26 protein-coding genes are annotated in these 25,983 nt (G+C 41.6%); 19 read left to right on the top strand and 7 right to left on the bottom strand.

What is annotated here, in order from left to right; all coding sequences use genetic code 11:
- Window positions 1–139 precede the first annotated feature (139 nt).
- Window positions 140–790, bottom strand: coding sequence for an FMN-dependent NADH-azoreductase (locus MHB79_RS15060; RefSeq protein WP_340990104.1), 651 nt, complete (start codon window positions 788–790; stop codon window positions 140–142).
- An 83-nt stretch (window positions 791–873) separates the two neighbouring features.
- On the opposite strand from MHB79_RS15060, the gene MHB79_RS15055 reads away from it, so the two are divergent.
- The gene (locus tag MHB79_RS15055; RefSeq protein WP_340990102.1) at window positions 874–1,806 is read left to right on the top strand and encodes a helix-turn-helix transcriptional regulator; all 933 of its coding nucleotides are present in this window, start codon (window positions 874–876) and stop codon (window positions 1,804–1,806) included.
- A 76-nt stretch (window positions 1,807–1,882) separates the two neighbouring features.
- Here MHB79_RS15055 and MHB79_RS15050 read toward each other — a convergent pair whose 3' ends face one another.
- The gene (locus MHB79_RS15050) at window positions 1,883–3,082 is read right to left on the bottom strand and encodes a DUF418 domain-containing protein (protein ID WP_340990100.1); all 1,200 of its coding nucleotides are present in this window, start codon (window positions 3,080–3,082) and stop codon (window positions 1,883–1,885) included.
- Between the two features lie 252 nt (window positions 3,083–3,334).
- On the opposite strand from MHB79_RS15050, the gene MHB79_RS15045 reads away from it, so the two are divergent.
- The 10 genes from MHB79_RS15045 (at window position 3,335) to MHB79_RS15000 (ending at window position 12,771) form a co-directional block, all read left to right on the top strand.
- The gene (locus tag MHB79_RS15045; protein WP_340990098.1) at window positions 3,335–4,030 is read left to right on the top strand and encodes a response regulator transcription factor; all 696 of its coding nucleotides are present in this window, start codon (window positions 3,335–3,337) and stop codon (window positions 4,028–4,030) included.
- On the top strand, window positions 4,017–5,324 hold the full coding sequence (locus MHB79_RS15040; protein WP_340990096.1) for a HAMP domain-containing sensor histidine kinase: 1,308 nt from the start codon (window positions 4,017–4,019) through the stop codon (window positions 5,322–5,324). Before MHB79_RS15045 ends, MHB79_RS15040 begins: the two co-directional genes overlap by 14 nt.
- A gap of 37 nt (window positions 5,325–5,361) precedes the next feature.
- Window positions 5,362–5,790: a phosphate-starvation-inducible protein PsiE gene (gene psiE, locus MHB79_RS15035; RefSeq protein WP_003212694.1), complete on the top strand. Its 429-nt coding sequence runs from the start codon at window positions 5,362–5,364 to the stop codon at window positions 5,788–5,790.
- A gap of 228 nt (window positions 5,791–6,018) precedes the next feature.
- On the top strand, window positions 6,019–6,564 hold the full coding sequence (locus tag MHB79_RS15030) for a PadR family transcriptional regulator (protein WP_340990095.1): 546 nt from the start codon (window positions 6,019–6,021) through the stop codon (window positions 6,562–6,564).
- On the top strand, window positions 6,557–7,303 hold the full coding sequence (locus tag MHB79_RS15025; RefSeq protein WP_137054435.1) for a transporter: 747 nt from the start codon (window positions 6,557–6,559) through the stop codon (window positions 7,301–7,303). The genes MHB79_RS15030 and MHB79_RS15025 overlap by 8 nt, the downstream gene beginning before the upstream one ends.
- Window positions 7,304–7,884: 581 nt before the next feature.
- On the top strand, window positions 7,885–8,793 hold the full coding sequence (locus MHB79_RS15020) for an alpha/beta fold hydrolase (protein WP_340866506.1): 909 nt from the start codon (window positions 7,885–7,887) through the stop codon (window positions 8,791–8,793).
- A gap of 139 nt (window positions 8,794–8,932) precedes the next feature.
- Window positions 8,933–9,889: an ABC transporter substrate-binding protein gene (locus tag MHB79_RS15015; RefSeq protein WP_226803994.1), complete on the top strand. Its 957-nt coding sequence runs from the start codon at window positions 8,933–8,935 to the stop codon at window positions 9,887–9,889.
- 70 nt (window positions 9,890–9,959) lie between these two features.
- The gene (locus MHB79_RS15010; protein ID WP_003213394.1) at window positions 9,960–10,976 is read left to right on the top strand and encodes a FecCD family ABC transporter permease; all 1,017 of its coding nucleotides are present in this window, start codon (window positions 9,960–9,962) and stop codon (window positions 10,974–10,976) included.
- Window positions 10,969–12,006, top strand: a complete 1,038-nt coding sequence (locus MHB79_RS15005) for a FecCD family ABC transporter permease (protein WP_003212627.1) — start codon at window positions 10,969–10,971, stop codon at window positions 12,004–12,006. The genes MHB79_RS15010 and MHB79_RS15005 overlap by 8 nt, the downstream gene beginning before the upstream one ends.
- Before the next feature lie 21 nt (window positions 12,007–12,027).
- On the top strand, window positions 12,028–12,771 hold the full coding sequence (locus tag MHB79_RS15000) for an IucA/IucC family C-terminal-domain containing protein (protein WP_340990093.1): 744 nt from the start codon (window positions 12,028–12,030) through the stop codon (window positions 12,769–12,771).
- Window positions 12,772–12,786: 15 nt separating this feature from the next.
- Here MHB79_RS15000 and MHB79_RS14995 read toward each other — a convergent pair whose 3' ends face one another.
- Window positions 12,787–13,665 (bottom strand): endonuclease I family protein, encoded by an 879-nt coding sequence (locus MHB79_RS14995; RefSeq protein ID WP_340990091.1) that lies wholly within the window; start codon window positions 13,663–13,665, stop codon window positions 12,787–12,789.
- Window positions 13,666–13,834: 169 nt separating this feature from the next.
- Here MHB79_RS14995 and MHB79_RS14990 point away from each other — a divergent pair, with 169 nt between their 5' ends.
- Together MHB79_RS14990 and MHB79_RS14985 are read left to right on the top strand one after the other, a co-directional pair.
- The gene (locus MHB79_RS14990; RefSeq protein ID WP_340990090.1) at window positions 13,835–15,070 is read left to right on the top strand and encodes a pyridoxal-phosphate-dependent aminotransferase family protein; all 1,236 of its coding nucleotides are present in this window, start codon (window positions 13,835–13,837) and stop codon (window positions 15,068–15,070) included.
- A 159-nt stretch (window positions 15,071–15,229) separates the two neighbouring features.
- Window positions 15,230–16,420 (top strand): tetracycline resistance MFS efflux pump, encoded by a 1,191-nt coding sequence (locus tag MHB79_RS14985; protein WP_003213581.1) that lies wholly within the window; start codon window positions 15,230–15,232, stop codon window positions 16,418–16,420.
- A 53-nt stretch (window positions 16,421–16,473) separates the two neighbouring features.
- On the opposite strand, the gene MHB79_RS14980 is transcribed toward MHB79_RS14985, so the two are convergent.
- Both MHB79_RS14980 and MHB79_RS14975 read right to left on the bottom strand, forming a co-directional pair.
- Window positions 16,474–17,631 carry an oxalate decarboxylase family bicupin gene (locus MHB79_RS14980; protein ID WP_340990088.1) on the bottom strand — a complete coding sequence of 386 codons (1,158 nt, stop codon included), beginning with the start codon at window positions 17,629–17,631 and terminating at the stop codon, window positions 16,474–16,476.
- Between the two features lie 64 nt (window positions 17,632–17,695).
- Window positions 17,696–18,856: a PucR family transcriptional regulator gene (locus tag MHB79_RS14975; RefSeq protein ID WP_340990086.1), complete on the bottom strand. Its 1,161-nt coding sequence runs from the start codon at window positions 18,854–18,856 to the stop codon at window positions 17,696–17,698.
- Window positions 18,857–19,176: 320 nt separating this feature from the next.
- Between MHB79_RS14975 and MHB79_RS14970 the strand changes: the two genes are divergently transcribed.
- From MHB79_RS14970 to MHB79_RS14950, 5 genes are all read left to right on the top strand, one after another.
- A complete protein-coding gene (locus MHB79_RS14970) occupies window positions 19,177–20,028 on the top strand; it encodes a DUF72 domain-containing protein (RefSeq protein ID WP_003212748.1) in 852 nt (283 codons plus the stop codon).
- Between the two features lie 63 nt (window positions 20,029–20,091).
- Window positions 20,092–21,465, top strand: coding sequence for a bifunctional metallophosphatase/5'-nucleotidase (locus tag MHB79_RS14965; protein ID WP_335343211.1), 1,374 nt, complete (start codon window positions 20,092–20,094; stop codon window positions 21,463–21,465).
- Window positions 21,466–21,532: 67 nt separating this feature from the next.
- Window positions 21,533–21,838, top strand: a complete 306-nt coding sequence (locus MHB79_RS14960; RefSeq protein ID WP_050944071.1) for a YunC family protein — start codon at window positions 21,533–21,535, stop codon at window positions 21,836–21,838.
- A 75-nt stretch (window positions 21,839–21,913) separates the two neighbouring features.
- The gene (yunB, locus tag MHB79_RS14955; RefSeq protein WP_044140941.1) at window positions 21,914–22,678 is read left to right on the top strand and encodes a sporulation protein YunB; all 765 of its coding nucleotides are present in this window, start codon (window positions 21,914–21,916) and stop codon (window positions 22,676–22,678) included.
- A 126-nt stretch (window positions 22,679–22,804) separates the two neighbouring features.
- A complete protein-coding gene (locus MHB79_RS14950) occupies window positions 22,805–23,035 on the top strand; it encodes a hypothetical protein (RefSeq protein WP_106029280.1) in 231 nt (76 codons plus the stop codon).
- Between the two features lie 60 nt (window positions 23,036–23,095).
- Here the strand turns inward: MHB79_RS14950 and MHB79_RS14945 are convergent, their stop codons facing one another.
- Entirely contained in the window at window positions 23,096–24,040 is a 945-nt protein-coding gene (locus MHB79_RS14945; RefSeq protein WP_249118194.1) for a M23 family metallopeptidase, read from the bottom strand.
- 327 nt (window positions 24,041–24,367) lie between these two features.
- Between MHB79_RS14945 and lipA the strand changes: the two genes are divergently transcribed.
- Window positions 24,368–25,264, top strand: a complete 897-nt coding sequence (gene lipA, locus MHB79_RS14940; RefSeq protein WP_034317455.1) for a lipoyl synthase — start codon at window positions 24,368–24,370, stop codon at window positions 25,262–25,264.
- A 38-nt stretch (window positions 25,265–25,302) separates the two neighbouring features.
- Here the strand turns inward: lipA and MHB79_RS14935 are convergent, their stop codons facing one another.
- Entirely contained in the window at window positions 25,303–25,938 is a 636-nt protein-coding gene (locus MHB79_RS14935) for a YhcN/YlaJ family sporulation lipoprotein (protein WP_050944070.1), read from the bottom strand.
- Between the last annotated feature and the right edge of the window lie 45 nt (window positions 25,939–25,983).

The following is a 25,983-nucleotide window of genomic DNA, read 5'->3' as shown; positions in this document are numbered from 1 at the left end:
TTCTTTTTTCTTATTTTTTCCGTGCCATTTTAGGTACAATTAATCTAGTTTGAAATGGAAGGTTCGATCGGTTAATAATAAAAGACCAAAAACGTGAAATCAAACGTTTTTGGTCTTTTTGTTTTTGAAAAAATCCAATTCACATCTCGCTAGGCGAGTAAAACTCATCAAAGGCTTTAGACAAATCGTCAGCTGCAGATGACAAGATCGTTTCTTCTTCTAAAATCGCTGTTCCTTGTGCTCGGACAATATGAAATTGTTGAAAGCCCATCAAGTTTTGGAATATTTCTTTTAGGTAGTAATGTGAAAATTCCAAAGGTGTATATCGATCGTTATTTGTGAAAATTGAGCCACTTGCTTGAAGCAAAAGTACACGATAATCGTCAGTCATCAGACCAACTGAACCATTTTCTGTATATTTAAACGTTTCTCTAGCAATAAAAATATTATCTATATAATCTTTCATACGTGAAGTCACATTGAAATTATGAACAGGTGACACAATGACGATTCGATGATGTGCTTTGAATTGAGCCAATAAAGCAGATGAAGCAGCAGCGATTTTTTCTTCGGTAGCTGTTAATGTTTGTTCAGATGCTTGCTTATCCCAAATACGTAGCAGTTGGTCTTTTTCGATACGAGGAATTTCTGTTTCATGTAAAGGTAAAATTGTTGGTTCTTCATGAGGGAATCTTTCTTTAAACTGTTCTAAAAATAGTGTTTGCAGTTTGTTTGAATAACTTTCTCGATGAGTGAAATCAGGGTGCGCGTTAATGATTAATGTTTGCATATACATGCTCCTTTTCTTTTGATAAACTGAGTATAAAATATAAAGGTGACAAAACATGTCACCTTTTTTAAAAGGAAATTCAAATGAAAAAATCAGAACGATTAAACCAAGAGCTTATTTTTTTAAGTGATAAATACTCATTTCAGTTAAAGGATTTAGAAACCGAATTTGGCATATCGAAACGTACGGCTTTGAGAGATATGGAAGAGCTAGAGTCCATGGGTTTAGCTTTTTATGTTGAACCTGGCAGACATGGAGGATATCGACTGGTGAAACAATCTCCAATGGTCCCTATTTATTTCAATACCGATGAAGTTCAAGCTATTTTTTTCGCGCTTAAAGCGCTAGACCTGGTGTCAGCAACACCATTTAAAAAGTCCTACTCACAAATTCGGCAAAAGCTGTTTGCCACAATGTCTGATGAGAGAAAACGAATGATCACGGAGACTTTGGATGTGATTCATTACTATAATGTCGCACCAGTTAGTGAACAAAATCATTTGGAATTGATTTTACAGGCGATGATGGAAGATCAAATCGTGAAGATGACGTACACGCAATATGAAAATAAAAGGATCAGGCTGCAATTTCTTGAGTTGTTTTATCGAAATGGGATTTGGTTCACCAAAGCATATGATGTTCAAAATAAAAAGTGGGGCATCTATAGATGTGACTTTATGAAGGACTTGATCATTGAAGAAGAAGGCAGAGGCACCTTTACGAAGGAAGAATTAAAAACACTGCAGCTCGAGTCCGAAAAAACTTATCATGACATCTCATTTAAATGTCGATTAACGGAACAAGGAAAAGAAAAGTTTTTGAAGAATCATTACCCGAATATGAGATTGGAGATCATTGATGATACTCCATATATTATGGGTGGGTACAACCAAGAAGAATTATCGTATATGACCCACTATTTGATCTCATTTGGGAAGCATGTGAAAATTGAATACCCAGATGAATTAAAAGAGAGTTATTTGACTCAATTACAAGAAATGATTGAGCAGTATTGAAAGTGAACGGATTGTCTCTGAATCACAAACTTAACATATTAAAAAAGGCGAACTGTAGCCATTCGCCTTTTTTCTTTTACTTCGCCGCATGAAATGTATTGGTTTTCGATCTGTCATTGACCTTCCCATACGTCAGCTGACGCCAAATAAATTCCATCGGTCCATACTTAAACCTCTTTAACCAAAACGTACTGAAAAGCACAAGGAAGACATACACGCCAATAGCCATGAAGAACGTACCAGCCGGCTGAAGATGATCGACAAGCCCCGCTCCATATTTTAGAAATAGCATGGTTCCAATGATCGAGTGAAGCAAATAACAGGTCAGGGACATCCGTCCGACTTTGGTAAAGACCATCAAAGCACCTCGCAGCTGAGGAACGTGCAGAAACAGCATCGCAAGTGTACTCATATAGAACATACTGCCAGTTAATCCTCCGTTTTGTTCCAGAGCAGTGGCCATGTTCACCCAGAGTGTATGTTCAAAAGGATTGACCGCTGCTATAATCGTACTGCTTTGTGTGATGAGAAAAGCGATGGTACAAATGATCCAAATGCGATTCCAAATCGTTTTTTTCGCCGCCATGTTTTTGAAAAACGCCATTTTCACAAAATAAACACCAAGCAAAAACATGAAGAACATGGAATAGACGATTGAAAATGAGCTGGAAGCCATCGTCACCATATCTGTCCATCGGTCACCAATAGATGCTAAATAAGTCAGACTGTTGTGGCTGGTCAAATCAAAATCGGCAAAGTCCGGCTTGCCCGATGAGCCTGTACTGATGGTATGAAGCAGCATTGTGAAAAAGGGTGTGAGCAATTGAATCATAAAGAGTGTGATCAGCCAGTATCGGATGGTTTTGGCTGTACGTTTGTAAAAGAAAAGCAATAAAAAGCCAGCGACTGCATAATACGCTAAAATATCACCAATCCAAACAAAGGTGACATGCAGAAGGCCAAACCCTAAGAGAATGGTTAATCTGCGGGCAAACAGCTTGTTCGGACTGTCCACCTTCTGAGCAGCGCGGTCCATAAAAATCATAAAACCAACCCCGAATAGGAAGGAGAACAACGTAATAAATTTCCCTGAGGCGAACCAATTCACCAAGTTGTGAAAGACATCATTTGCTTCCATATCGAACCCCTTCGCCGAATCAACGATCAAAAAGTAATTCACCAGAATAATTCCCATTAAGGCAAATCCCCGTACGATGTCTAAGAAATGAACCCGATCCTTCAAACTCATCGCGTGTTCTACTTTGTTTGCATTCATATCCATGCTCCTTTTCTTGTTATGATAAATGTCATTCGGATCAATCCATCGATCCTTACAATGAATCAATATACGTCCCAATTCTTAACAATTTATGAAGATCCAATTTTTTGAAAATTAATGTGACAAATTGATGGAAGATGGTCAAATTCATAAACTGTTAAGATTTCTGCTGTATCTTTTCACATAGCTAGATGATATATAGTAAAGACATAAAAGAAAGTACATCACGTATCATGAGGTGAGAGAAACATGACGCATCGAATATTAGTCGTAGAAGATGATCAGGATATTGGAGACCTTTTGCAGGAATCCCTTACACGTGCTGGATATGAGGTGCAAAGAGCGATGAATGGCGAGCAAGCATTGAAGTTTGCGGACGATTCGCTCGATTTGGTGATTTTGGATGTGATGATGCCAGGCATATCAGGCATCGAAACGTGCCGGCAAATGAGAGCCTCTTCTAACGTCCCGATTCTATTTCTAACAGCTAAATCAAGTACATTCGATAAAACCGAAGGCTTACTTGCCGGCGGGGATGATTATATGACAAAACCCTTTTCACAAGAGGAGCTTCATGCTAGAGTCATTGCACAATTACGCAGGTACACCGTCTATCAGGAAAAGAAGGAACAGGAAGAAACGTTTCTTGTTGGGGGCAAGCTAAGGGTGAGCGAAGAATTTAATGAAGTGTGGAAAGAAAATCAACAAATCAAGCTATCTGATTTAGAATATCGTGTGCTCAAGCTGCTCATGAGCAGGCGAAACAAAATCTTTTCAGCCCAAAATATTTATGAGAGTGTATGGGGACAGCCTTATTTCTATTGTTCCAACAATACGGTGATGGTGCATATTCGAAAGCTGCGTGCCAAAATTGAAGATGATCCTGCACGTCCTGTATATATCAAAACAGAATGGGGAAGAGGATACCGATTTGGCACATCGTAAATATACACTAGCCAAAAAGCTAGCACTATTGATTTTGACAGCTACGGTCGTGAGTGGACTTGTCTTTTTGACGCTGCAAAAGATCACCGATGACCTCATTGACGGATATTTGAGTTCGGACGAGTATTACGAGGCGGAGTCAGCCAGATATATTCAAAAATTCAGCCGCTATGTGTCTGAGAATGAGCTGTCTTCTACAGATCGACAAGCATTTGGTGAGTGGGTGAAAAAAGAGAATTACATTAATTTGACCATCTTCAAGGATGAAGTGCTGCAATATGACTCCATCTATTCGTCTGCTGATGAATCGGCGTATGGAAAAGAAAAGGTGACCCAGTACGCTGAGCATCATTCGTATCCAGTTCAGTTTAGCGATGGTGAAGGCCGGGTTATGGTGGATGGTTTCTATTCGTCTCGTTACCACGATCTCGCCTTTACACTCGAGCTGCTTGGGGCGACGCTTATTTTTCTCCTCATTGTTCTGCTTGGCATTCGCAAAAGTTTACGCTACCTGCAAACGATTCACCAAGACATTCATATTCTTGAAGGCGGCGAGCTGGACTATGAGATGACGGTGAAAGGGCATGATGAATTAGCGATGATTGCCAAAAGTATTGAGGATCTTCGTAAAGCTTTTCTGGACAAGCTCCAAGCCATTGACGAGCTACAAGAAGAGAGTCGCAGCTTGGTTACTGAAATGTCACACGATATGAGAACACCGCTGACATCGCTGATGATGAATTTAGAGTTTGCGAAAAAAGAGGAGGCTGGAGCGGATACACGTAAAGATCAATATATAGCAAGTGCTTATGAAAAAGCACTGCAATTGAAAAATCTATCTGATAATCTGTTTGCCTATTTTCTACTTGATAAAGAACATGAACCTGAGCTTGAGACCGTTGCAGTCAAAGAGGTCATTTACGATCTCTTATCAGATCAGGTGACGATCTTGCAGCAAGAGACATTCAAGGTTCATCTTTTAGGAGAGCTACCTGACAGCTATATCAACGTGAATGTCGAGGAGCTTGGCAGAGTGTTTGATAATCTGATGTCGAACATACTGAAATACGCCGATCCGAAAAAAGACATCAATCTCACGTGTCTATCCGATCAAGAAATCTTTGAGATCCATGTGAGCAATGCGATAAAAGAGACAAATGACACGCAGGAAAGCACTGGACTTGGTGAACGAAGCATTAAACGAATGATGTCCCGCATGCACGGGCAGTTTGAAAAGATGGAAAAAAGCGGTGTTTACTACATCGTGCTGCGATTCTGGCACATCAAAATATAGATGACAAATGAATAACATGGAATGGAGAGACAATCTAATGAAACGATTCAACAACTTCCAAAAAGTACCCGATCTCTTGCAAGGTCTTCTGAATATCTGTCTATTCTTTCTAGCCCTTGCTTTAAGCGTCCTCTTAATTAGTGAAACTTGGTATATTGTCCAATTTGTCTACAAGAATGTGGTCAACAAAGGAGAAAGCTATTATGAAATGCTTGGTGAGCTGCTGATCTTCTTTATGTACTTTGAGTTTATTGCCTTAATTATTAAGTACTTTAAATCAAACTTTCATTTTCCGCTTCGCTATTTTATTTATATTGGCATCACAGCCGTCATCCGTTTGATTATCATCGATCATAAAGAGGCTGTATCGACCTTCTGGTGGGCGCTGACCATTCTAGCCATGACCGTTGCACTCTTTATTGCCAGTAAACGACATGCTGTTCAGGAGCATGAAGAAGTGAAGTGAGGGAAGTGAGGGAAGAAGACGAACGGTTGCCGTTCGTCTTTTTTTGTTTGATCAAGGTGGCTCACTCATCGTATTGCACACCTCTATAAACATCACGCTAACGCTTGCTTACAGGATTTTTTGAGAGCTCTGAAAAAGTGCTTAGCATGAAAGAAAATTTTAATCTAATCTTGAAACAATACTCAATGTTGAGTATTGTGTAAATAGATATTGAATAGGAGGAATCTGATGACGGACTTATATATATTAGGATTAATATCGATGAAACCGATGTCAGGGTATGATGTTGAGCAGAATTTAAAAAATACAATGGTCGATAGATGGGGAGGAATTCTAGTTGGCTCAATCTATTATGCGCTAAATAAATTAGAAAAAGGAAACTATATAAAAGTTTGTGAAACTAGGACAGTAGGGAAAAAGAGTACTAAAATTTACAAGATTACAGAACTTGGAAAAGAACACAAGAAAGAATGTGTGATGAAATGTCTTGTAGAACCTCAAAATACTTATCCAACTCAACTTTTTGCTGGACTAATGTTTGCTGACGAAATTGAAAAACAAGAAGCTGTTAAATCATTAAATATTCAAATTGAAGCGCAAAAAAGACATTTAGCAGAAATAAAAAAGGGTGAAGAAGAAAAAGAGAAACAAATGAATCTACCTCCATTAACAAGACTAACGTTTGATTACATTTATGAAATGGAAGAAATGAAAATGAAGTATCTTTATGAAGCTATTCATTTAATTAAGCCGAGGGAGTTAACCGATGAATAAAATCGATCATATTGTTATCAATGTTGATGAGAAATATCAAAAAGACAAAAAAATGATAGATATGATACAACAAAATGGTTTTCCGTATGCACCTAAAAAAGGTAAAAGAACAAAAGGCTTTAAAATAAGCAATCTTTGGATTGGAAAGGAGTATCTTGAATTAGTGAATATAACACAGAAGGATGGCGGTGGCTGGAAAAAAGATTGGACAGAGTTGTATAATCGAGGTACAAGAGGAGCAATATGCTTAATGATTGATGTATCAGATATTGATTATTTACATCAATCGCTTTTAGACAAAGCATTTGATGTACAAACGCCAGAAAGAATCGAATATAAATTATTTGGACTACTTAAAATTTCATCACGATGGAGAAACATGTACTTACCTTATTTTGAAAAAGAGGCCTTTCAAATTGGATTTCAGCAATTAGATAACGAAGATATTTCTGAAAAATTTCAAAAGAAAATGATCCCCAATAGTATCAGTCATAAGATAATGGGGATGACCAAAATTATAATCAATGGCAAGTGGACTGAATTAGACTACAATATGATTGAGAATACCTTTCGTAATACTCAAAAAGAAGGCAATGCATTAAAAATAAAACTTAATAATGGAAGCGATATAATTTTTGTTAAAAACAATGATTTTTCCCTTTACGTAGAAATGGATAATCACAGTTTGCAATCTAAGTCTATAACAAAAATAGAAAATGTATATTTAGTAAACAATTAGATTCAATACATATAGATAATCATAAAAAAATGATTGTTTTTCTGAAATTCATCAGCATATGGCTTATTGTTGTGACCGCCGGGTGAAATGAACATCATTAACTGGAAAAAAGCATGTTATCATATCTAGTGAAAAAGTATCTCATTCTGCTCAGCGGTCACAATAATATGTATAAAGAGAATGGTGATATTTTTCTTTATTAAAATGCTAAAAAGTCATAGTGGGTAATAATAAATTCATTACTTGCTACTTAAAAGTTGGTATACAATAGGACAATAAATAAGAACGATATCAATGGATTTGTTCATGAAGAATTATCGTTGAATGCGGACTTAGAAATTGATGCTGAAAATTAAAAAAGCTTTATAGAAATATTGTCATTGCACTGCCCAAAAAAGCATGAAAAGCTATGAAATAAATTACGTCTTTCCTATACCCGAAGCATAAAAAGCGTTAAAACAAATTGTTGCCATTATTCAAAACAAGACCTTTCCTTTGCGGGATATTACTTAATAGAATGTAGTCATGAGAATGGCCAGTATCGCTTGCCATTCTCGTTTCTGTTTGAAGGAGCGAAAAAATTGACAGACACGAAGACAGAACCATTTTCATTTACAAGTATGCAGCAGGCAGCTCCTGTTCATATTCCAGAAAGACAATTCATGTCATCACACGACGGCACAAGCCTTGCGTATTATCCGTTTTTAGCAGAAAAAAAGAACGTGGCAAATGTCATCTTGATCCATGGTGGAGGCGCTCACAGCCTAGCTGGTTACGAGCATATCGCCTATACGCTGCAACATGATTTTCATGTGAATACGTTTTTAATCGATTTAAGAGGTCACGGCTATTCTGATGGAAAAAAGGGTGATACACCTAGTGTCACAGATGTGTGGCACGATATTTCGCAGTTTGTGAATATGGTCAAACAGCAGCATAAAGGAGCTGTTTATCTTTGCGGGCATTCATCTGGAGCGGGATTACTGCTAAACTACCTATCTTGGCCGAAAAAAAGAGAAGTAGACGGGTACTTTTTTATTGCCCCTGAATTTGGCTATAAATCAGGCACTGCGAGCCCTAATCAAATCCCATTTGCAACCGTTCAAGTATGGAAATTCGTTCTGTCTGCCATGACAAAAGGATTGCTGATGAGTCATTCTGAAGCCGTTCGTTTTCACTATCCAATATGGGCAGTCGAGCAGGATCCGCTTTTGTTGACAGCCATCACCGTCAATCTAGCACTTGCCTTAACCCCATCTGCACCTAAAAAACAATTTGCGATGATGGATCGGCCATATGCGATGTTAGTAGGAAGTGAGGATGAGCTGTATGATATAGAAAAATTTCCTGCCTATCATGAGCTGCCCGATGAAACGATCAGAAAACAATCAGTCTATGAAGTGATGGATGGACATACCCATTTGTCGGTGTTACTAGAAGCGGGAAAACAGATTGGAAGGACCATCCAAATGTGGAATCGTTCTATTTAGTATGAACAACTAGTCAACACTCTCCCTTTTTCTTAAAAATTTACATTGACACCATCCTTTTCTATGATAAAATCATAGTGTGATAATGAGAATCGTTATCAAACGATATGACTACATATAGAATGGATAGGTGAGGTACATGTTCAAAAAATCTTTTTGGTCGCTATTAGTTGTGCTCTCCATCGTTTTACTTGCAGCTTGCGGCAGCAATAGCAGTGAAGGCAAGTCAGCTAATAAAGAAAAAACAAGAACCGTTGAAAGCGCTATCGGTTCAACTGACAATATTAAGGATAAACCAAAGCGTATTGTGACGCTGTACCAAGGAGCAACAGATGCAGCAGTCGCGATGGGCATTAAACCAGTGGGTGTTGTAGAATCTTGGCTTGAAGCACCTACGTATAAATATTTAAGAGATGATTTAAAGGATGTCAAAATTGTTGGACAGGAAATACAGCCAAACTTAGAGGAAATTGAAAAACTTAACCCAGACTTGATCATTGCATCAAAAGTCCGCCACGAGCAAATTTTTGATCAACTGCAAGAAATCGCTCCAACTGTTGCAACAGAAACAGTGTTCACATTTAAAGATACAGTGAAATTAATGGGTGAAGCGTTAAACCAGCAAGACAAATCAAAAGAATTGCTAACGAAGTGGGATGACCGCGTCGCTGACTTCAAAGAAAAAGCGAAAAAAGACATCAAAAACTGGCCAATGAGTGTGTCTGTAGTGAACTTCCGTGCAGATCATGCTAGAATCTATCAAACTGGATTCGCAGGGTCAATTTTAACAGAGCTAGGCTTTGAAGGACCTAAGAATGTCAAAGATAAAAAGCAAGACATCATTACACTGACAGACAAAGAGAGCATTCCGCAAATGGATGCAGATGTCATCTATTACTTCATGGATGATCAGGATAAAGCCGTTGAAAAAGCTTATAAAGAGTGGACGAGTCATCCTTTATGGAAGCAGCTTGACGCAGTGAAAGCGAAACAAGTGCATAAAGTGGATGAAATCACTTGGAACATGGGCGGCGGTATTATCGCTGCAAACATGATGCTTGATGATATTGATGATCGTCTCGGAATTGATAAATAAGGATAACAGAGGAGAAAATGTGAAAAACCATTTTCTCCTTTTTCCATAACAGATTGAAAGCGGGAATCAGATGAGAAGTTTATTAAAAAAGGATTCGAGCAAGGCGCTGCTGTTTGCTGGATTCGTCGTATTGATGGTGGTCTTTTTTATACTCAGCATTTCTCTTGGGCAAACCTCGATTTCCCTCAAAGCCACCATCCATGCGTTTCTTCATTTTGATGAATCGGATCCAAACAGTGTCATTGTCATGACATCCAGATTATCAAGAGCTTTAATTGCAACAGTTGTTGGATCAAGTCTAGCGATTTCAGGTGCACTGATGCAGGCATTAACGAGAAATCCGCTTGCAGCGCCAGATTTGTTAGGAATTAATGCAGGTGGACTATTTTTTATCGTCATTTCAATTGTTTTCTTTTCAACAGAGTCATTAACAGGCTATATGTGGACAGCCTTTCTAGGTGCGGCAATTGCAGGGATGCTCGTTTTTCTCTTGGGCTCCATTGGAAGAGATGGATTGACACCGGTCAAAATTGTCCTTGCAGGTGCGGCGATATCTGCACTGTTTGCGTCCTTTACACAAGGTCTTTTAATCGTGAATGAACAGTCGATTCAAAGCATCCTGTTTTGGATGGCGGGTTCAGTTTCTGGAAGAAGCATTGATATGCTGCTGCCTGTTTTGCCTTATATTTTAGGTGCGACAGTTGTGGCGCTGCTTCTTGGACGCTCCATCAATGTCCTTTTGTCAGGAGATGATATTGCGAAGGGACTTGGTCAACGTACGCTGGCGCTGAAAATCACGATGGGAGTTCTCGTCGTCTTTTTAGCGGGTGGTTCCGTCGCTGTCGCAGGATCGATTGGATTTGTTGGTTTTCTAGTGCCGCATATTGTGAAAAAGCTTGTCGGACCTGACCACCGCTGGGTACTGCCGTATTGTGCCGTAGTGGGGGCGTCGCTTTTACTTGTCGCAGACCTTGCGGCTCGTTTTCTGATCATGCCGCAGGAAGTACCGATTGGTGTCATGACGGCGGTAGCAGGAGCGCCTCTATTTGTTTATCTCGTGCGCAAGGGGTTGAAGACAGGTGGCTAAAACATATACAGTGCGTTCAAAGGGCGGGCGCATTTCATTTCAATTTTCAAAGCGGACGTTTTTGATTTTACTTTTATTGACGGCCATTGCTTTTGGGTTATTTATTCTCAGTCTCTGTATGGGCAGCCGATTTATTTCGCCTGTGGATGTGCTTCTTCATATAATCGGTCAGGGAGAGGGAAATACCTTTGTGCTCAATACACTGAGGATTCCAAGAACACTGCTGGCTGTCTTAGTAGGGGCCGCACTTGCGGTATCAGGGCTCATTTTGCAAGGATTAATCCGCAATCCGCTTGCATCGCCTGACATCATTGGGATTACGAGTGGTGCTTCGTTCGGTGCGATTATGTTTATTGTCTTTTGGATGGGCACTGTGCCTATTGCATATCAATCCTTATGGGCGATTGCAGGTGCGTTTGCTGTCTCGTGTCTGATTTATTTGCTTTCATGGAAAAAAGGGGTTAAGCCAATTACACTTGTCCTAATGGGCATTGGGATTTCTGCCATCATGAAGGCGTGTGTGACGTTTACTCTTGTTCTTAGTGATACGATGACGACGACAAAATCATATATCTGGCTGACAGGCAGTTTATATGGTTCTACGATGAAGGACGTCACGTCGATGCTTCCTTGGATCATGATCATTTTACCGATTGTCATGGTGTTAGCAAGAACGATGAATGTGAAGGAGCTTGGAGATGATCTTGCAACAGGTCTCGGGGTAAAAGTGCAGGCAAAACGGTTATTCTTTCTGCTGATGAGTGTGACATTGGCAGGGATTGCTGTTGCCTTTGCTGGCGGTATTGAATTTGTTGGACTGATGGCGCCGCATGTTGCACGGATGATCATCGGCCGTTCCTTCATTGCGCTGGTCCCGGCATCTGCGCTTGTTGGAAGTATTCTCGTGATGCTCGCAGATTTAGTCGCTAGAACGGCTTTTCTACCGTTAGATGTACCAGCAGGTGTATTCACAGCTGCAATTGGGGCACCGTTCTTTATTTATTTGTTATACCAGCAGAGAAATCGATAAACGAAAGATGGAGGTTTTGATATGAGGCCAGAGTGGGTTGAGAGAGAATTACTTGATTTCGGGGTACACATCACAAATGGACCAATGACATCTGATCGCACACTTGCTGCGCTTTTTTCAGAAGCATCTGTCCTGCGTTTATTAGAGGCTGAAAAGGAAGCTATGCATGCACCGAATGTGGCGGTAGCAGCGTCGATGTTTTCAAAGCGTTATGCCTACTTAGCGGTCAGTTCCTCTTTGTACATGATGACGCTGTATGACGGTGTTTATCAGTTTCCACCAGAGGCATCTGTCTTTAGAGAGGATCGGAAAATCGAAATTGATGAGTCATTGTGTTCGTTTGTTCCATTAGAAGGAGATCGGAATGAATGGAGAGAGCAGGTTGTGCATGCGCTGTTTACGGAGTGTGTCACACCTCTTTTAGATGTACTGAAGCGTACGTCAAGACTTCCGTATACCATTTTGTGGGAAAATATAGCAGTTCGCATCAATTCTCTTTATCGCAGCATGATGCGAGAGGCTGAAGACCCTGCGGTGAAGCAGCGCGTGCGAGAGGATTATCTGTATCTGAAGCAAGCAACTGGTGATGTATTTGGAGCAAAACAAAATCCATTTCATCACAGCTTAAACTTAGATGACAGTTTACTAGAAACATCCAACCGAAAGACTTGCTGTATGTATTATAAGCTCGAGAAAAAATCTGAGAGTCTCGATTATTGTCTTGTCTGTCCTCTTGATAAAAAGAAAGGCACTGCTTGTTCGTAGCAGTGCCTTTCTTTTTTATTCCCAAATCTCACTTGCCCATTCTGGGTGATCGATAAAGGGATTGCGGTTGTTCTGATACGTTTCATAAATGATCTCGTTGCGGTTTCGTTCGATTTGATCGACAGGATCTTGTTTGTGCCACTTGAGAAGTACGGACATTTTGCCGTGAAGAGGGGCGCTACCATTATTCACTTTGTCGTTTAATTCTAAATCTGGAAAGCGGTCATCGCCCTCGTACCGCACCGCCATATAAAAGAGCATTCTTGCCACATCCCCTTTCACCCGGCTGTGAGGTTCGAATGAGTCGCTATCGTAAAAATTGCCCGGCGCTCCCTTGTATTCATTTCCGCCCAGATCAAAATCTAAATTTCCACGAGTACTATTCGTTTGTACGTCTGTTGCTCGCAGATGATGGAGATCTGTACCTGGGCCCTGGCTTGTCCCAAAATTGCCGTGTGACTTAGCCCAGACATGCTCCCGGTTCCACTGGCCAACATTTCCGCCATTCGATTGCTTTGAGCGAGAGACACCGCTATAGAGCAAGAGCACGTTGTTTGGATTTTTTGGATCTTCATCTGTTTTCTTTAAGGCATCCCAAACTTGGCTGTAGGATAGCTGCTTATGATCATCAATAATATCGTGTAAAGCTTTTTTTAAAGCGGTTCCTGATTTGCCATTAGCAGATTGATAATAGGAATCGATTTGACTTGTAGCGGTTGTTTTCGCTTGTTGTGTAGATGTTTCGTTTTGAAGCTGTAACGGGGAAAATGTGATGGTTTGGCTCGGTTCATTCAAAGTAAAGCTTTGAGCATTCGCAGTTTGCGGCAGCGGGGCGGCTAACGTACCGAATATCATGATTCCGGCAGCCACAGTTCCAAATAAGGTTCTCTTCATTCGATTTCCTCCTTGATAGGGAATGTATTCTCTTTATTTCTATCATAATGTCAGAAAGAAATAAATGGATTTCTCGTAAATTTTATGTAATGAGTTCATAGGAAAAGAGATTGCTATTTTATCAGCATTACTGTATAAGTGGGCATATAGGATGACAGCAAGGGAAAGGATGGATAACGTGAAAGAACTGCAAATACCTTCAAGAACGATTATGACACCAGGACCTGTTGAAGTAGATCCCAGGGTGCTCCGTGTAATGAGTACGCCAATTCTTGGTCAATTTGATCCAGCATTTACACATATCATGAATGAGACGATGACCTTATTGCGGTCCCTTTTCCAAACAGAAAATGAATGGGCTTTTCCAATTGACGGCACGTCTCGTTCAGGGCTTGAAGCTGTGCTTGCCAGTGTCATTGAGCCGGGAGATTCGATGCTTGTGCCTGTCTTTGGCCGGTTCGGTCATCTTCTCATTGAAATAGGACAGCGCTATGGTGCTGAGGTACATACAATGGAATGTGAATGGGGAACCGTTTTTGACCCTAGCGATATCATTCAGAAAATGAAGCAGGTCAAGTCTAAAATCGTTGCGATGGTCCATGGTGAAACATCTACCGGGCGGTTGCAGCCACTTGAGCAAATTGGTGAAGCGTGCCGGGCACTGGATGCATTGTTCATTGTAGACGCTGTAGCAACCATTGGCGGGGTTCAGGTGAAAGTGGATGAATGGAAGATTGATGCGGCGATTGGCGGTACGCAGAAGTGCTTGTCTGTTCCATCAGGCATGTCACCTATCACGTATAATGACCGGGTGGCAGCTGTCGTTGAATCGAGAAAGAAAGTGGAAAAGGGAATTGCGACACAGGATGAATTGCAGGAGCAAATGGATATTTCTCCAATTAAAAGCAATTACTTTGATCTCAGCCAGCTTCAGGATTATTGGAGCCCTAGGCGATTAAATCATCATACAGAAGCGACAACGATGCTCTATGCACTTCGAGAAGGGGTTCGTGTTGTGCTGGAAGAAGGTCTGTCTGAGCGTTTCCAAAGGCACGCATATCACGAGAAGGCCTTGATGAAAGGACTTGAAGCGATGGGACTTGAATTGTTCGGTGATCCACATTGTAAAATGCCGGTTGTGACATGTATTGAGATTCCAAGTGGTATGGATGGAGAAGCGGTACGTGCCGATCTGCTTAAGCATTTTGGTATCGAAATTGCCAGCTCCTTTGGACCGCTAGCCGGACGTATATGGAGAATTGGCACAATGGGCTATAGCTGCCGAAAAGAAAATGTGCTGTTTGTGTTAGCAGGGCTAGAAGCAATTTTAATCAAGCATGGTGCATCCATCCATTGCGGCGCAGGGCTTCAGGCGGCTCTTTCTATCTATGAACAAGGTGAATAAAGTCATAAGGATACTCGCTATTTGCGGGTATTTTTTATTTGGAAAAGAAAACTAAATTTTGAAAAACTAGACTTATAGACAGTGATATCGCTATACTGAAGAAGTTCTGATCATTTTTGTCATCATTTTCATTTATTTTGCAGAAAGAGGTTTTTTGATATGAAGAAAATGGGCAGATTATATATTTTGATGCTCAATATTTTTATTGCCATGCTTGGCTTTGGCCTCATTGTCCCTGTCATGCCAAGTTACATTGAAGCCTTTGGCGCAACAGGAAAAACACTCGGTTTTCTTGTCGCTGCAACAGGTCTTACACAGTTTGCTTTATCGCCGGTCGCAGGCGCATTGACCGATCGATTTGGACGTAGAAAATTGATCATTGCGGGGATTGCCGGCTTTACGATTGCCCAGTTTATTTTTGCATTTGCTGATCAGCTTTGGATGCTGTTTGTGTCACGATTTTTAGGCGGTGCTGCCGGGGCTTTACTCATGCCAGCCATGTTTGCATACATCGCTGATATCACAAGTGAGAAGGATCGAGGGAAAGGAATGGGGCTATTTAGTGCTGCAATGACGTTAGGCTTTGTCATTGGACCAGGCGTAGGCGGCTATTTGGTCGAGTACGGAATCGCTTTTCCTTTTCTCATCGCAGGTTCCTTTGCAGCTCTTTCTACCCTATTGTCCATCCTGTTTTTACCTGAAACATTAACAAAGGAAAAGCAGGAAGAAGCGAGGTTAAACAAAGACATTCATTTCAACCCGTTTGTACAAATGCTGCAAGCTTTAAAGACATCCTACGGTTTTTTGTTTATATTGGCGTTTGTCCTCAATTTTGGCATCATTCATTTTGAATCGATTTTCGGCTTATATGTAGACCAAAAACATGGATTTACACCGAAGGATATTGCGTTTGTGATTACGGTTGCGGGTCTTGCAGGCGTGCTTGTCCAAGGTGCGTTGGTGAATGCCTCTGTGAAACGATTTGGTGAAATGCGCGTCGTGCGTTATGCACTGCTAGGAGCGGCTTTGATGCTCATCGTCTGCCGTGTTGCACCGTCCTTTTGGCTAATCTTTGCAGGCTCTATTTTATTTTTGTCGGCTACATCATTTGTTCGTCCAGCCCTCAATACATTGCTGTCCAAAATGGCAGGTAATCAGCAAGGAGTAGCGGGCGGCCTCAATACATCCTTTATGAGCCTTGCCAATATTGTCGGACCGAGCCTTGCGGGCATTTTATTTGATGTGAATATTGAGTTTCCTTTTATGCTCGGAACACTGGTGCTTTGCATAAGCTTCATTGCATCCATCGTGTGGGGGAAAAAAGTGCAGCATCCTTCGACAGTTTCTTAAAATTTGTTTATAAAAAACCGATCAGTACGGCTTGATCGGTTTTTTGATGCGCATCATCTCTTATATTTCACGACAGGTGATTTTTCTTTATGAAGCGCACGAATCATAGCATCATCTACATGCAAATGCTCTTTCACTAATTGAGGAGGGGTTAAGGCCATCAACTGATTTAACGAAATATCTGCAAAGCGATCACTTTTAAAAATTTCTAAAAACCAAAGGCTCGTTTGGCCGATATTTTGGATGTAATGTCCCATACCAAAAGGAACATATCCGACATCACCTGCTCTGTAATTAAAGGTGCGGGCAGTGCCCCCGGCTCCAAAGACCGTCATTTTGGCTGTACCGGTTAAATAATATTGCCACTCATCATTATTAGGGTGCCAGTGCATTTCTCTCATGCCGCCAGGCTTTACTTCAACAAGCGCAGCTGCAATGGTTTTTGAAACAGGGAAATTCCGTGAATCGACAATGCGGACAGTTCCCCCAGAGGTCGTCAGCGGTTTTTGGCGAAGCAGCTGGTACGTAAATGGCGGCTCGATGCTTCCGTATGGATCAGATACCGTTTGGCTTTCTATTGATGCTGGCGGAGAGCCTTGAAACATGTAGCGCTGCTTATTCGGAATATGGTCAAACAGCTTCTTAGGAACGCCAAAATTGTCGGAGAGAATGTTTTTCGGTGTATGGGCAAACCAGTCTGTGATGGTGAACGTATCAAATTCAGAAAAAGCGCCATCATCAAAGACTAAAAGAAATTCACACCCGTCCTCAAGTCCTTGAATGGAGTGCGGAATACCTGGGGGGAAATACCATAAATCTCCTTCTGCTACATCAGCGATCATATTTCGCCCTTCTGCATCTACAGAGGTGATGCGGGCTTTTCCTAAAATCATATACGCCCATTCAGCCTGCTTATGCCAATGGAGCTCTCGCACTCCGCCTCGAGTCAGCCGCATGTTGACACCCGCAATCGTTGTGGAAACAGGCAGCTCTCGCTTCGTAATTTCTCTCGACCAGCCGCCATGATTTAAATGCATATGTGTATCGGAATATGAAAATTTTAAATTAGGAATGATTCCGGCATCGGTTTTAGGTGGAACAAGCATATCTGGGTTCTCGATATCTCGAAGGACGTCCCGCGGGCCTAGATCGGTGGCACCAGCACCATCCTCTCGAATGGGCTGCGGGATGTGACGCAGCTCATCATCCATTTATCATCCCTCCTCTTGTATCATTTTTCTCCTCCAAACTATATGAAGCTTCGGAAGAAAACATTCACTCAGGATGGGGTGAAAGAAGCATGTGAATACGTAATGCTAAGCGCAGCCTTAATGTGGTTTCAGGGTCTTTTAAGCTGATCCGCAGCAGCTCCTCACACTTCTCCAATCGATAAATGACCGTGTTGCGATGAATAGACAAACGTTTCGCTGTTTCTGAAATGTGGCAATGCGTTTCTAAATAGACAGATAAGGTGTGGAGGAGATTTTGACCGGCTTCATATAACGGGTGAAGGTGCATCTGGTGAAACGTGACTAAATCCTTTCTTGGAATAAGCTTTAATAAATCTGGCACATCCTTTGCCTGATAGAAGTGTATATATTCCGACTGCGCCGAGAGATGTCCGGCTTGAAGCGCTTCTAATGCTTCTCTGTACCCCTCAGACAGGTAATTGATGCGACAACTAGTCAAGCTCGCGCCAAAGGAAATGGTGTGATTCACTTGAAGGCTAACGAGCATCTGCAGCTGCTTCAAAAAAGAAAGGAGTCTTTCACTCATCTCTGACCAACTGCCCGTCTCTTCCATTAATACAATGCCCATATCACCTTTGACAAATAAAAAGGAAGGGAAAGGAGAGCTTGGAAGTGCGCTGTCGAGCAGATCAATGACTTGTTCTAACATCAGTTGCTGCTTGAAAAAATGAGTGGTCTCATGACACTGATCGAGCTGACAGATCATACATAGATAGCTGCTATCTACATTTAATCCAAACGCCTTCGCAATGTTTGCAGCGTCTTGCTGAGAATACGATGAACCCTCTATCCATCTGCGAAATCCTTCATTTCTGGCACGCTTGGCCGTTTGCTGGGCAGAATATTGTCTCATTCGCGCAATCGAGATTTCGTGTACTGCTTGTTCAATGATGACTTGCAGTGTTTCATCCAGCGGAAGGATGAAGGAAGGAATGACCACATACTCACATGTTTGTTCGGTTAGATCAATCGGAAAGACAGAAAAGGTTTGCTTCGTATCTATTATTGAAAAATAATGGGGTGTCCGGCTTTTGAAAAAGGGGAGAATGCGAATCCAATCTGGGCTCGTGATGATGATGTGCGAGTTGCAGAGAAGGCGCCCATGCTGGTTACACAAATAGACAGGCTTGTGAATCCTTTCGGCGATTTTTTGCAATGCTTCAAACTGGTTATCGTCTAAGTTCATATCCACTAAGTCTCCTTTATTGAGAACTTTAGTTCTTGGTGAAGATGAATAAATAAATGGACAATCACTGTTCACTTCTCTGATATGCATTTTATGTTATCAGCTCAAATCATTTAAGATAGAAAGTTGTCAACTAATATCACAAACAAACAGAGTTCATGATAAAATCACGCACCATCAGTCATCTTCATTCAGAATTACGGGCAAATATGATATGTTGTAGACAGAAGAATTTCTTTCAGAAAGATGGGTATGACAAGAGAAAAAGGCTTTCATGTGAGGAAGCCGTCTATACATGAGAGTGGCAAGAGGTGAGAAACATGATTTATATCGGATTAACTGGCTGGGGTGACCATGACAGTCTTTATCCGCCGAAAATCGGCAGCGCGCAAAAGCTGTTTCACTATTCGTCTACGTTTCCCATTGTGGAGCTGGATGCCAGCTTTTATGCAGTTCAGCCTGAACGTAATCATGAAAAGTGGATCAAGGATACGCCAGATACCTTTCAATTTGTCGTGAAAGCATATCAAGGAATGACCGGTCATCAGAGAGGCGAAATTCCGTTTGCTTCGAAGGAAGAGATGTTTGACGCATTTATTCTTTCATTGACTCCGCTTATTCGTGAAGGGAAACTAGCCATGGTTCTATTTCAATTTCCACCATGGTTTGATTGCAAAAAAGAGCACGTCCTTTATTTAAGATGGTGTAAAGAGAAGATGGGGGACATTCCGTGTGCCCTCGAATTCCGTAACCGCACATGGTTCTCAGATGAATTTTATGAGCAGACCTTGTCCTTTATGGAAAAAGAAGGCTGGATTCATTCTGTTTGTGATGAGCCGCAAGTTGGAGAAGGCTCCATTCCGCCAGTCATACAAGCTACGCACCGTGATAAAACATTGGTCCGTTTTCACGGAAGAAATAAACAGGGCTGGCTTCACCCAGCAGACCATGAGAATTGGCGTGAAGTGCGATACTTATATTTATATAATGAAGCTGAATTAAAAGAGTGGAAAAAGAATCTCGACATCCTGCATCAGCAATCAAAAGATGTGTATGTCGTGTTTAATAATAACTCCGGCGGAGATGCAGCGGCGAATGGTCAGCAGATGATTGATTTGCTGGATATTACGTATTCAAGCCTTTCTCCGAAGCAGTTAGATTTATTTAGTTAAATGAGAGCTGCGGCTTTCAACTTAAATGAGACGGTTCAGTGACAACTTGAGGGAGAGATCAACATGCTGCAGAAGCTATGGTTATATCATACAAACGACTTGCACAGCCACTTTGAGAACTGGCCCAAAATCGCAGCTTATATTGAGGAAAAGCGTCAAGTTCACGATCAGATGCTCTTGTTTGATATTGGCGATCATATGGACCGAGTGAACCTTGTGTCAGAAGCTGATTATGGAAAGGTAAACGTCAAGCTTCTCAATCAACTTGGCTATGATGGGGTCACGATTGGGAATAATGAAGGCATTACGCTGCCTCATGATCAGCTCGATCAATTGTACGAGCATGCGCAATTTCCAGTGATCCTGTCTAATTTATTTGAGAAAGGCAAAAGACCATCGTGGGCACAGCCTTATCATATAATCCAAATGGAAAACGGACTGAAAATATGTCTCTTAGGTGTGACCATTGCGTATACACCTGTCTATGAAAAGCTGGGCTGGGAGATTACAGATCCGTTTGACAGCATACGGGACATGCTGCAGGAAGTGAAGGGACAAGCGGATATCATTGTGCTCTTATCCCATCTTGGTATCATCCATGATCGGGAGGTCGCCCGTGATTTTCCTGACATCGATATTATCCTAGGCTCACACACGCATCATTTGTTAGAACAGGGTGAAATGGACAATGGGGTACTGCTTGCATGCGCTGAAAAGTATGGGCATTATATTGGCTGTGTCGAGCTGACCATTGACACAGCGAGCAAAGAGTTAATCGAGAAAAAAGCAACGGTGCAGTCAGTGGAGCAACTGATCAGTGAATCAGATGAAGCGATCACTACCTTACAGCAAGCAGAGAGAAGAGCGAGAGCCCTCATGCAGGAGAAAGTAACTGCGATTGAGTCAAGGCTAGAAACGAAGTGGTTTGATGAATCCCCGCTTCCGCAGCTCTTAACAGATGCCATTAAAGATTGGTGCGGGGCAGATATCGGCATGATGAATGCAGGCATGGTGCTTGATTCATTAGAGGCAGGAATCGTGACTAGAGAAGAAGTCCACCGAATCTGCCCGCATCCCATTAACCCAATTAGGGTGACGCTTTCCGGTCAACAGCTCATCGAAACCGTTCGGCGTGCCTGTGAAGAAAAAATGGAACAGCTACGCATCAAGGGCTTCGGCTTTAGAGGTGAGTTGATGGGGAAAATGCTGTATAGCGGCCTCACCTATACAGTAGAAGAAGGTGAAACCAAACGAGTAAAGGATGTTTTTGTGCATGATCAATTGATCAGAAAAGACGCCTTATATACGGTTGGCACAGTCGATATGTATACATTAGGCTCTCTATTTCCTCATATCCGTGACCATGAACACATTGAATATTTCATGCCGGAATTTTTACGTGATGTGCTTACTTGGCGCCTGAAGGAAGCCACATGAAATCCGCTTTAGCCTAACAACACTCGCCCTCTTGTCACATAGATTGTGATGAGAGGAGTGAAGGGATTTGGTGAATTTAACACCTATTAATATTGATGGACATTCCTTTACAGCCGTCACCGTCAAACTGCCGAAGACGAATTTTATGGCAGTGACAAATGAACATGGGTATATTATGTGCGGTGCACTGGATGTCGGGCTCTTAAATGAAAAGCTTGCAGATAGAGGTATTATCGCAGGGAGAGCAGTTGGTGTGAGAACGATAGAGCAATTGCTTGATGCCCCTTTAGAATCTGTGACATACGCTGCAGAAGCGTTAGGCATTACAGTTGGAACCATTGGAAGAGACGCCTTATTAAAAATGGTGAAATAAAATGAAGAGATGATTCCTATCCCCCCGCCTGTCTGCATACACTTGTAATGGAGAAGGGGGGATTTTTTATTGAGAATGAACCGCCGCTATCGCCCCTATAAAAAGGGCCCTTTGCCATTCCGATACGTCATGCTGCTTGCGATCTTATTCTTTGTACTCTCAACCGTCATAAGTCTATTTTTTATTAACCGCTCCATTAAACCAACCCTTATACACATTGCTGAACTAGAAACAGAGCGTATCGCCAATCATCTGATTCAATATTCCGTCCAAGACTTTGCAGAAGATCAGGAGAATATGAAGGATATGGTGGTCATGAATACAAGTGAGAACGGAAAAGTAACGACCATCGATTTTAATGCGCAAGCAACATCGAAAGCAATGGCTGACCTATCACGTCATCTTCAAAAAAATTTAGAGGACATTGAAAAGGGGAATTTTCAAAAAGAGGCAAAAGAAGCATTAAAGGATCAAACAGATGGACATGACGGCATTATATATAACATTCCGCTTGGGCAAGCGTCCGGAAATGCACTCATCGCCAACCTAGGACCAAAAGTGCCTGTACGGTTTAGTGTCATTGGCGATCCGCATACGGACGTTGAAAAAAACATTAAGCCTTATGGCATCAACAATGCCTTGATTGATATTAGTGTTCTAATTGAGGTCAAGGTGAGAGTCATCATCCCGTTTGCATCTGAAACAATCGTGGTCAAAAATTCAGTTCCCGTCTCCATCCAAGCCGTTCAAGGAGATGTACCAGATTATTACAATGGCAGCGGAACGAACTCAGGCGCCCCATCGATTGTTCTCCCAGAGAAAAAGGAGAAGAAAGAATAACAGCCCAAGGAATGATTGGGCTGTTTTTTGATGTGCAGTCATTGGAAATAAAAACCTCATTCACTACTTGATTCCATATAGATGAATGTGTCATGATCAATTTTAATTGTTATTAGGGGGAGCTTTATGAAGAAACTTTATGTAAGTGGTATTTGCTTTTTGGTTTTTGCTATAGTATTTAGTGCTAAATATATCACAGCATCCATTTTACTGGTCAGAAATGAAAGCTTAAGTATCAATATTTTTAGAGGTATGTTTGACATGATTCCATTGGAAGTAACCGTTGTGTATTTCATTTTTCTCATCATGGGAATTCTATTTTTAATTTTAGGTTTGAAGGAGAAAAATGAGCAGTAACTTGCTTAGTTAGACATGAAAAAGGAGAAGGGTGCGAAAACGCTAAACTTCTCCTTTTCTTTAATGTCGTTTTCGCTCAGCTCTTTCCCATGCCCTTAAATGAGGGTATGGATCAAAAGACCATTCAGTTCTGCCATTGTCTTTATACATGCCATAGTGAAGATGCGGCGGAAATTTTCCTGCTGTGCCTGGAGGGCCATAACCGGAGCTTCCGACAGATCCAATGACCTGTCCAGGTTCAACAATTTGACCTGTTTTGAGTCCTTTTGCAAAGCCATTTAAATGAGCGAAGTAATGATAATGGTTATGAATATCTCGAATCCCAATCCGCCAGCCGCCAAAGCGGTTCCAGCCTTTCATTTCAATCACACCATACGATGTCGCACGAACGGGAAGTCCATAATGGGCAAATAAATCCGTACCCTCATGAATTCTTCTGCCTCCAAATCCTCTTGCATCTCCCCATGTACTCCGGTAGCTGTAGTCAGCTCCGACTGGAAGAGGGAAAGCGTGCTTTCCGAGGTCAAGATGACCATAGTGCTGATATAGCTTCATAAAAGATGAAATGATTCCAACGGTTTGATCTCGTCCATAATAGTCCCATAAAGCAATTTTTAATTGATCAATGCTGTTGCCGTAATGAAGCAAGTATTGAGCAAACGTGAATAATACATCCTCATCGTCATCGCTGTTCGCTTTTCCATCCCCGTTTCCATCAAGTCCAATTCCATCAAACACTTTAATGCTTAAAGGAGAGGTATCCTGCTTATTCGGGTTTTCAGGGCCGATCCACATTTCCCGGGGAATGTAGATGCCAATGACGCCTTTTTGTTTCGGTAAATCTCTTCTGCTTTTTCGAATATTGTGCTCATACTGATCAACCGCAGCAAGTACATACCATGGAACCTGTGTCGTGATGGCGACTTTTTCGTAAAGTGCCATTCGCTGCTTCAGTACATCTGGCTGCTTGCCTTCCCCCTGCGTATGAACAGGTAAAGGAAGCATTGAAAGAGCGATCATGATGGCTAAAACCACTTTCACAAACGTCCATCTCCTTTCATCAAGCATCGTCTTCTACCGTTTAGTGTGGTTAGATCACCCTATTTCATAAGAAGAAAATGTTAGTAATTTTCTTGTGATTTTTTTAGGAGGCTTTTGGGTATTTTTGCAGCTCATTCCCTTGTTGTTCAATCTGTACTATGTTAAAGTGTCTAAAGAAAAGGCTTTAGGCCGAAGATTCAATTTTTTGCAGCTTCTTAGCTGCATCCATCGTATATAGCAGGAAGATTTTTGTAGATGCACCTTTAACGAATTCATATGGAGATGATGGAATTGGCAAAGAAGGAAGAGCACGTAAGAAAACCGGACTGGCTTAAAATTAAGCTGAATACGAATGAAAACTATACCGGTTTGAAAAAAATGATGCGGGAAAACAACCTGAATACCGTTTGTGAGGAAGCAAAATGTCCGAATATTCATGAATGCTGGGCAGTGAGAAGAACCGCTACATTTATGATCCTTGGATCTGTTTGTACGCGCGCATGCCGTTTCTGTGCGGTGAAAACTGGACTTCCAACTGAGCTAGACCTGCAAGAGCCAGAACGCGTGGCAGATTCAGTGGCTTTGATGAACTTAAAGCATGCTGTCATAACAGCGGTTGCAAGGGATGACCAAAAGGATGGCGGAGCAGGTGTGTTTGCTGAAACCGTTCGTGCCATTAGAAGAAAAAGCCCATTTACGACAATTGAAGTTCTCCCTTCAGATATGGGCGGCAATTACGATAATTTGAAGACGTTAATGGACACACGTCCTGACATTTTAAATCACAATATTGAAACAGTTCGCAGATTAACGCCAAGGGTTCGTGCGCGTGCTACATATGATCGTTCATTAGAATTCTTGCGCCGTGCAAAAGAAATGCAGCCCGACATTCCAACGAAATCAAGCATTATGATTGGACTCGGTGAAACGAAGGAAGAAATCATTGAAGTCATGGATGATCTTCTTGCTAACAACGTCGATATTATGGCGATTGGTCAGTATTTACAGCCTTCGAAAAAACATCTAAAAGTTCAAAAATACTATCATCCGGATGAGTTTGCAGAGCTGAAAGAAATTGCGATGTCAAAAGGCTTCAGCCATTGTGAAGCTGGACCGCTTGTGCGCTCTTCCTACCATGCAGATGAACAAGTAAATGAAGCGTCTAAAAAGCGTCAGGCGCAAGCATAACAAGAAAACGCCAGAGCTCTCTGGCGTTTTTTCTCGTATTAATTTTGGCCGTAAGGGGCATTTCTTCTCATGGTACGGTCGGAATTCGTCATACCATTTGCATCTTCTTTCGTAGAAATATCTCCACCTTGAGGGGAATATTTCATTTGTTGAATTGTTTTGGTTAAGATTTGATCAAAATCACGTGAATTGGTTTGAAGACGTGAAAAATTGGCAATGGATTGAAAGTGCTCTGGATTATCAGAGACGTATACATGATAATAACGAGGGAGAACAGAAACCGCCGTTTTCTTTACTTGATCGGCAGATTCATCCCGGTTTTTGTTGCCTGTTCGATACACAATCAGTGCATCCTCATCTGTCACAAGTGTGGCTGCATCTTTGATGTTTGGGAGCTGCACAGTTAAACTTGTAATGACGTGGGCAAGATGCTCGCGATTTAAAGCAGGTGTTCTTTCTTTCTGATCTGTTACTTGCTGGTGCTGATAACGAACATATCCTGCTCTGTTTGTGTCTGCTTCTGGCATGTTGGAATTATTTCCTTCATGACGATCCGACAGACGGATGGTTTTACTTGAAGAATCTTCATCCACTTGCCGGTTCATACCTGATTGAAAGCCGCACCCGCCTAAAAGCATGCTGAGAAGAATCGCGGCTGTCAGTTGTTTCTTCATAAAAGTGACCTCCTTTTTTCTTTAGCTTCGGCTAAATCTGAAAAA

Source organism: Bacillus sp. FSL M7-0558 (genome assembly GCF_038003245.1).
Lineage (GTDB): Bacteria > Bacillota > Bacilli > Bacillales > Bacillaceae > Bacillus > Bacillus pumilus.
Note: the sequence above shows the minus strand (reverse complement) of the source record. Positions and strands in the feature narration are given on the sequence as shown.

What these genes read in the sequence shown, in the direction of transcription:
- MHB79_RS15050 (WP_340990100.1), bottom strand. Translation starts at nt 3,082, where the DNA reads ATGAATGCAAACAAAGTAGAACACGCGATGAGTTTGAAGGATCGGGTT.
- MHB79_RS14995 (WP_340990091.1), bottom strand. Translation starts at nt 13,665, where the DNA reads ATGAAGAGAACCTTATTTGGAACTGTGGCTGCCGGAATCATGATATTC.
- MHB79_RS15055 (WP_340990102.1), top strand. Translation starts at nt 874, where the DNA reads ATGAAAAAATCAGAACGATTAAACCAAGAGCTTATTTTTTTAAGTGAT.
- psiE (WP_003212694.1), top strand. Translation starts at nt 5,362, where the DNA reads ATGAAACGATTCAACAACTTCCAAAAAGTACCCGATCTCTTGCAAGGT.
- MHB79_RS14965 (WP_335343211.1), top strand. Translation starts at nt 20,092, where the DNA reads ATGCTGCAGAAGCTATGGTTATATCATACAAACGACTTGCACAGCCAC.
- MHB79_RS14985 (WP_003213581.1), top strand. Translation starts at nt 15,230, where the DNA reads ATGAAGAAAATGGGCAGATTATATATTTTGATGCTCAATATTTTTATT.
- MHB79_RS14935 (WP_050944070.1), bottom strand. Translation starts at nt 25,938, where the DNA reads ATGAAGAAACAACTGACAGCCGCGATTCTTCTCAGCATGCTTTTAGGC.
- MHB79_RS15000 (WP_340990093.1), top strand. Translation starts at nt 12,028, where the DNA reads ATGAGGCCAGAGTGGGTTGAGAGAGAATTACTTGATTTCGGGGTACAC.
- MHB79_RS15025 (WP_137054435.1), top strand. Translation starts at nt 6,557, where the DNA reads ATGAATAAAATCGATCATATTGTTATCAATGTTGATGAGAAATATCAA.
- MHB79_RS14970 (WP_003212748.1), top strand. Translation starts at nt 19,177, where the DNA reads ATGATTTATATCGGATTAACTGGCTGGGGTGACCATGACAGTCTTTAT.
- MHB79_RS14945 (WP_249118194.1), bottom strand. Translation starts at nt 24,040, where the DNA reads ATGCTTCCTTTACCTGTTCATACGCAGGGGGAAGGCAAGCAGCCAGAT.
- MHB79_RS15045 (WP_340990098.1), top strand. Translation starts at nt 3,335, where the DNA reads ATGACGCATCGAATATTAGTCGTAGAAGATGATCAGGATATTGGAGAC.
- MHB79_RS14990 (WP_340990090.1), top strand. Translation starts at nt 13,835, where the DNA reads ATGGATAACGTGAAAGAACTGCAAATACCTTCAAGAACGATTATGACA.
- MHB79_RS15030 (WP_340990095.1), top strand. Translation starts at nt 6,019, where the DNA reads ATGACGGACTTATATATATTAGGATTAATATCGATGAAACCGATGTCA.
- MHB79_RS15060 (WP_340990104.1), bottom strand. Translation starts at nt 790, where the DNA reads ATGCAAACATTAATCATTAACGCGCACCCTGATTTCACTCATCGAGAA.
- MHB79_RS14950 (WP_106029280.1), top strand. Translation starts at nt 22,805, where the DNA reads ATGAAGAAACTTTATGTAAGTGGTATTTGCTTTTTGGTTTTTGCTATA.
- MHB79_RS15015 (WP_226803994.1), top strand. Translation starts at nt 8,933, where the DNA reads ATGTTCAAAAAATCTTTTTGGTCGCTATTAGTTGTGCTCTCCATCGTT.
- MHB79_RS15010 (WP_003213394.1), top strand. Translation starts at nt 9,960, where the DNA reads ATGAGAAGTTTATTAAAAAAGGATTCGAGCAAGGCGCTGCTGTTTGCT.
- MHB79_RS14975 (WP_340990086.1), bottom strand. Translation starts at nt 18,856, where the DNA reads ATGAACTTAGACGATAACCAGTTTGAAGCATTGCAAAAAATCGCCGAA.
- MHB79_RS14980 (WP_340990088.1), bottom strand. Translation starts at nt 17,631, where the DNA reads ATGGATGATGAGCTGCGTCACATCCCGCAGCCCATTCGAGAGGATGGT.
- yunB (WP_044140941.1), top strand. Translation starts at nt 21,914, where the DNA reads ATGAACCGCCGCTATCGCCCCTATAAAAAGGGCCCTTTGCCATTCCGA.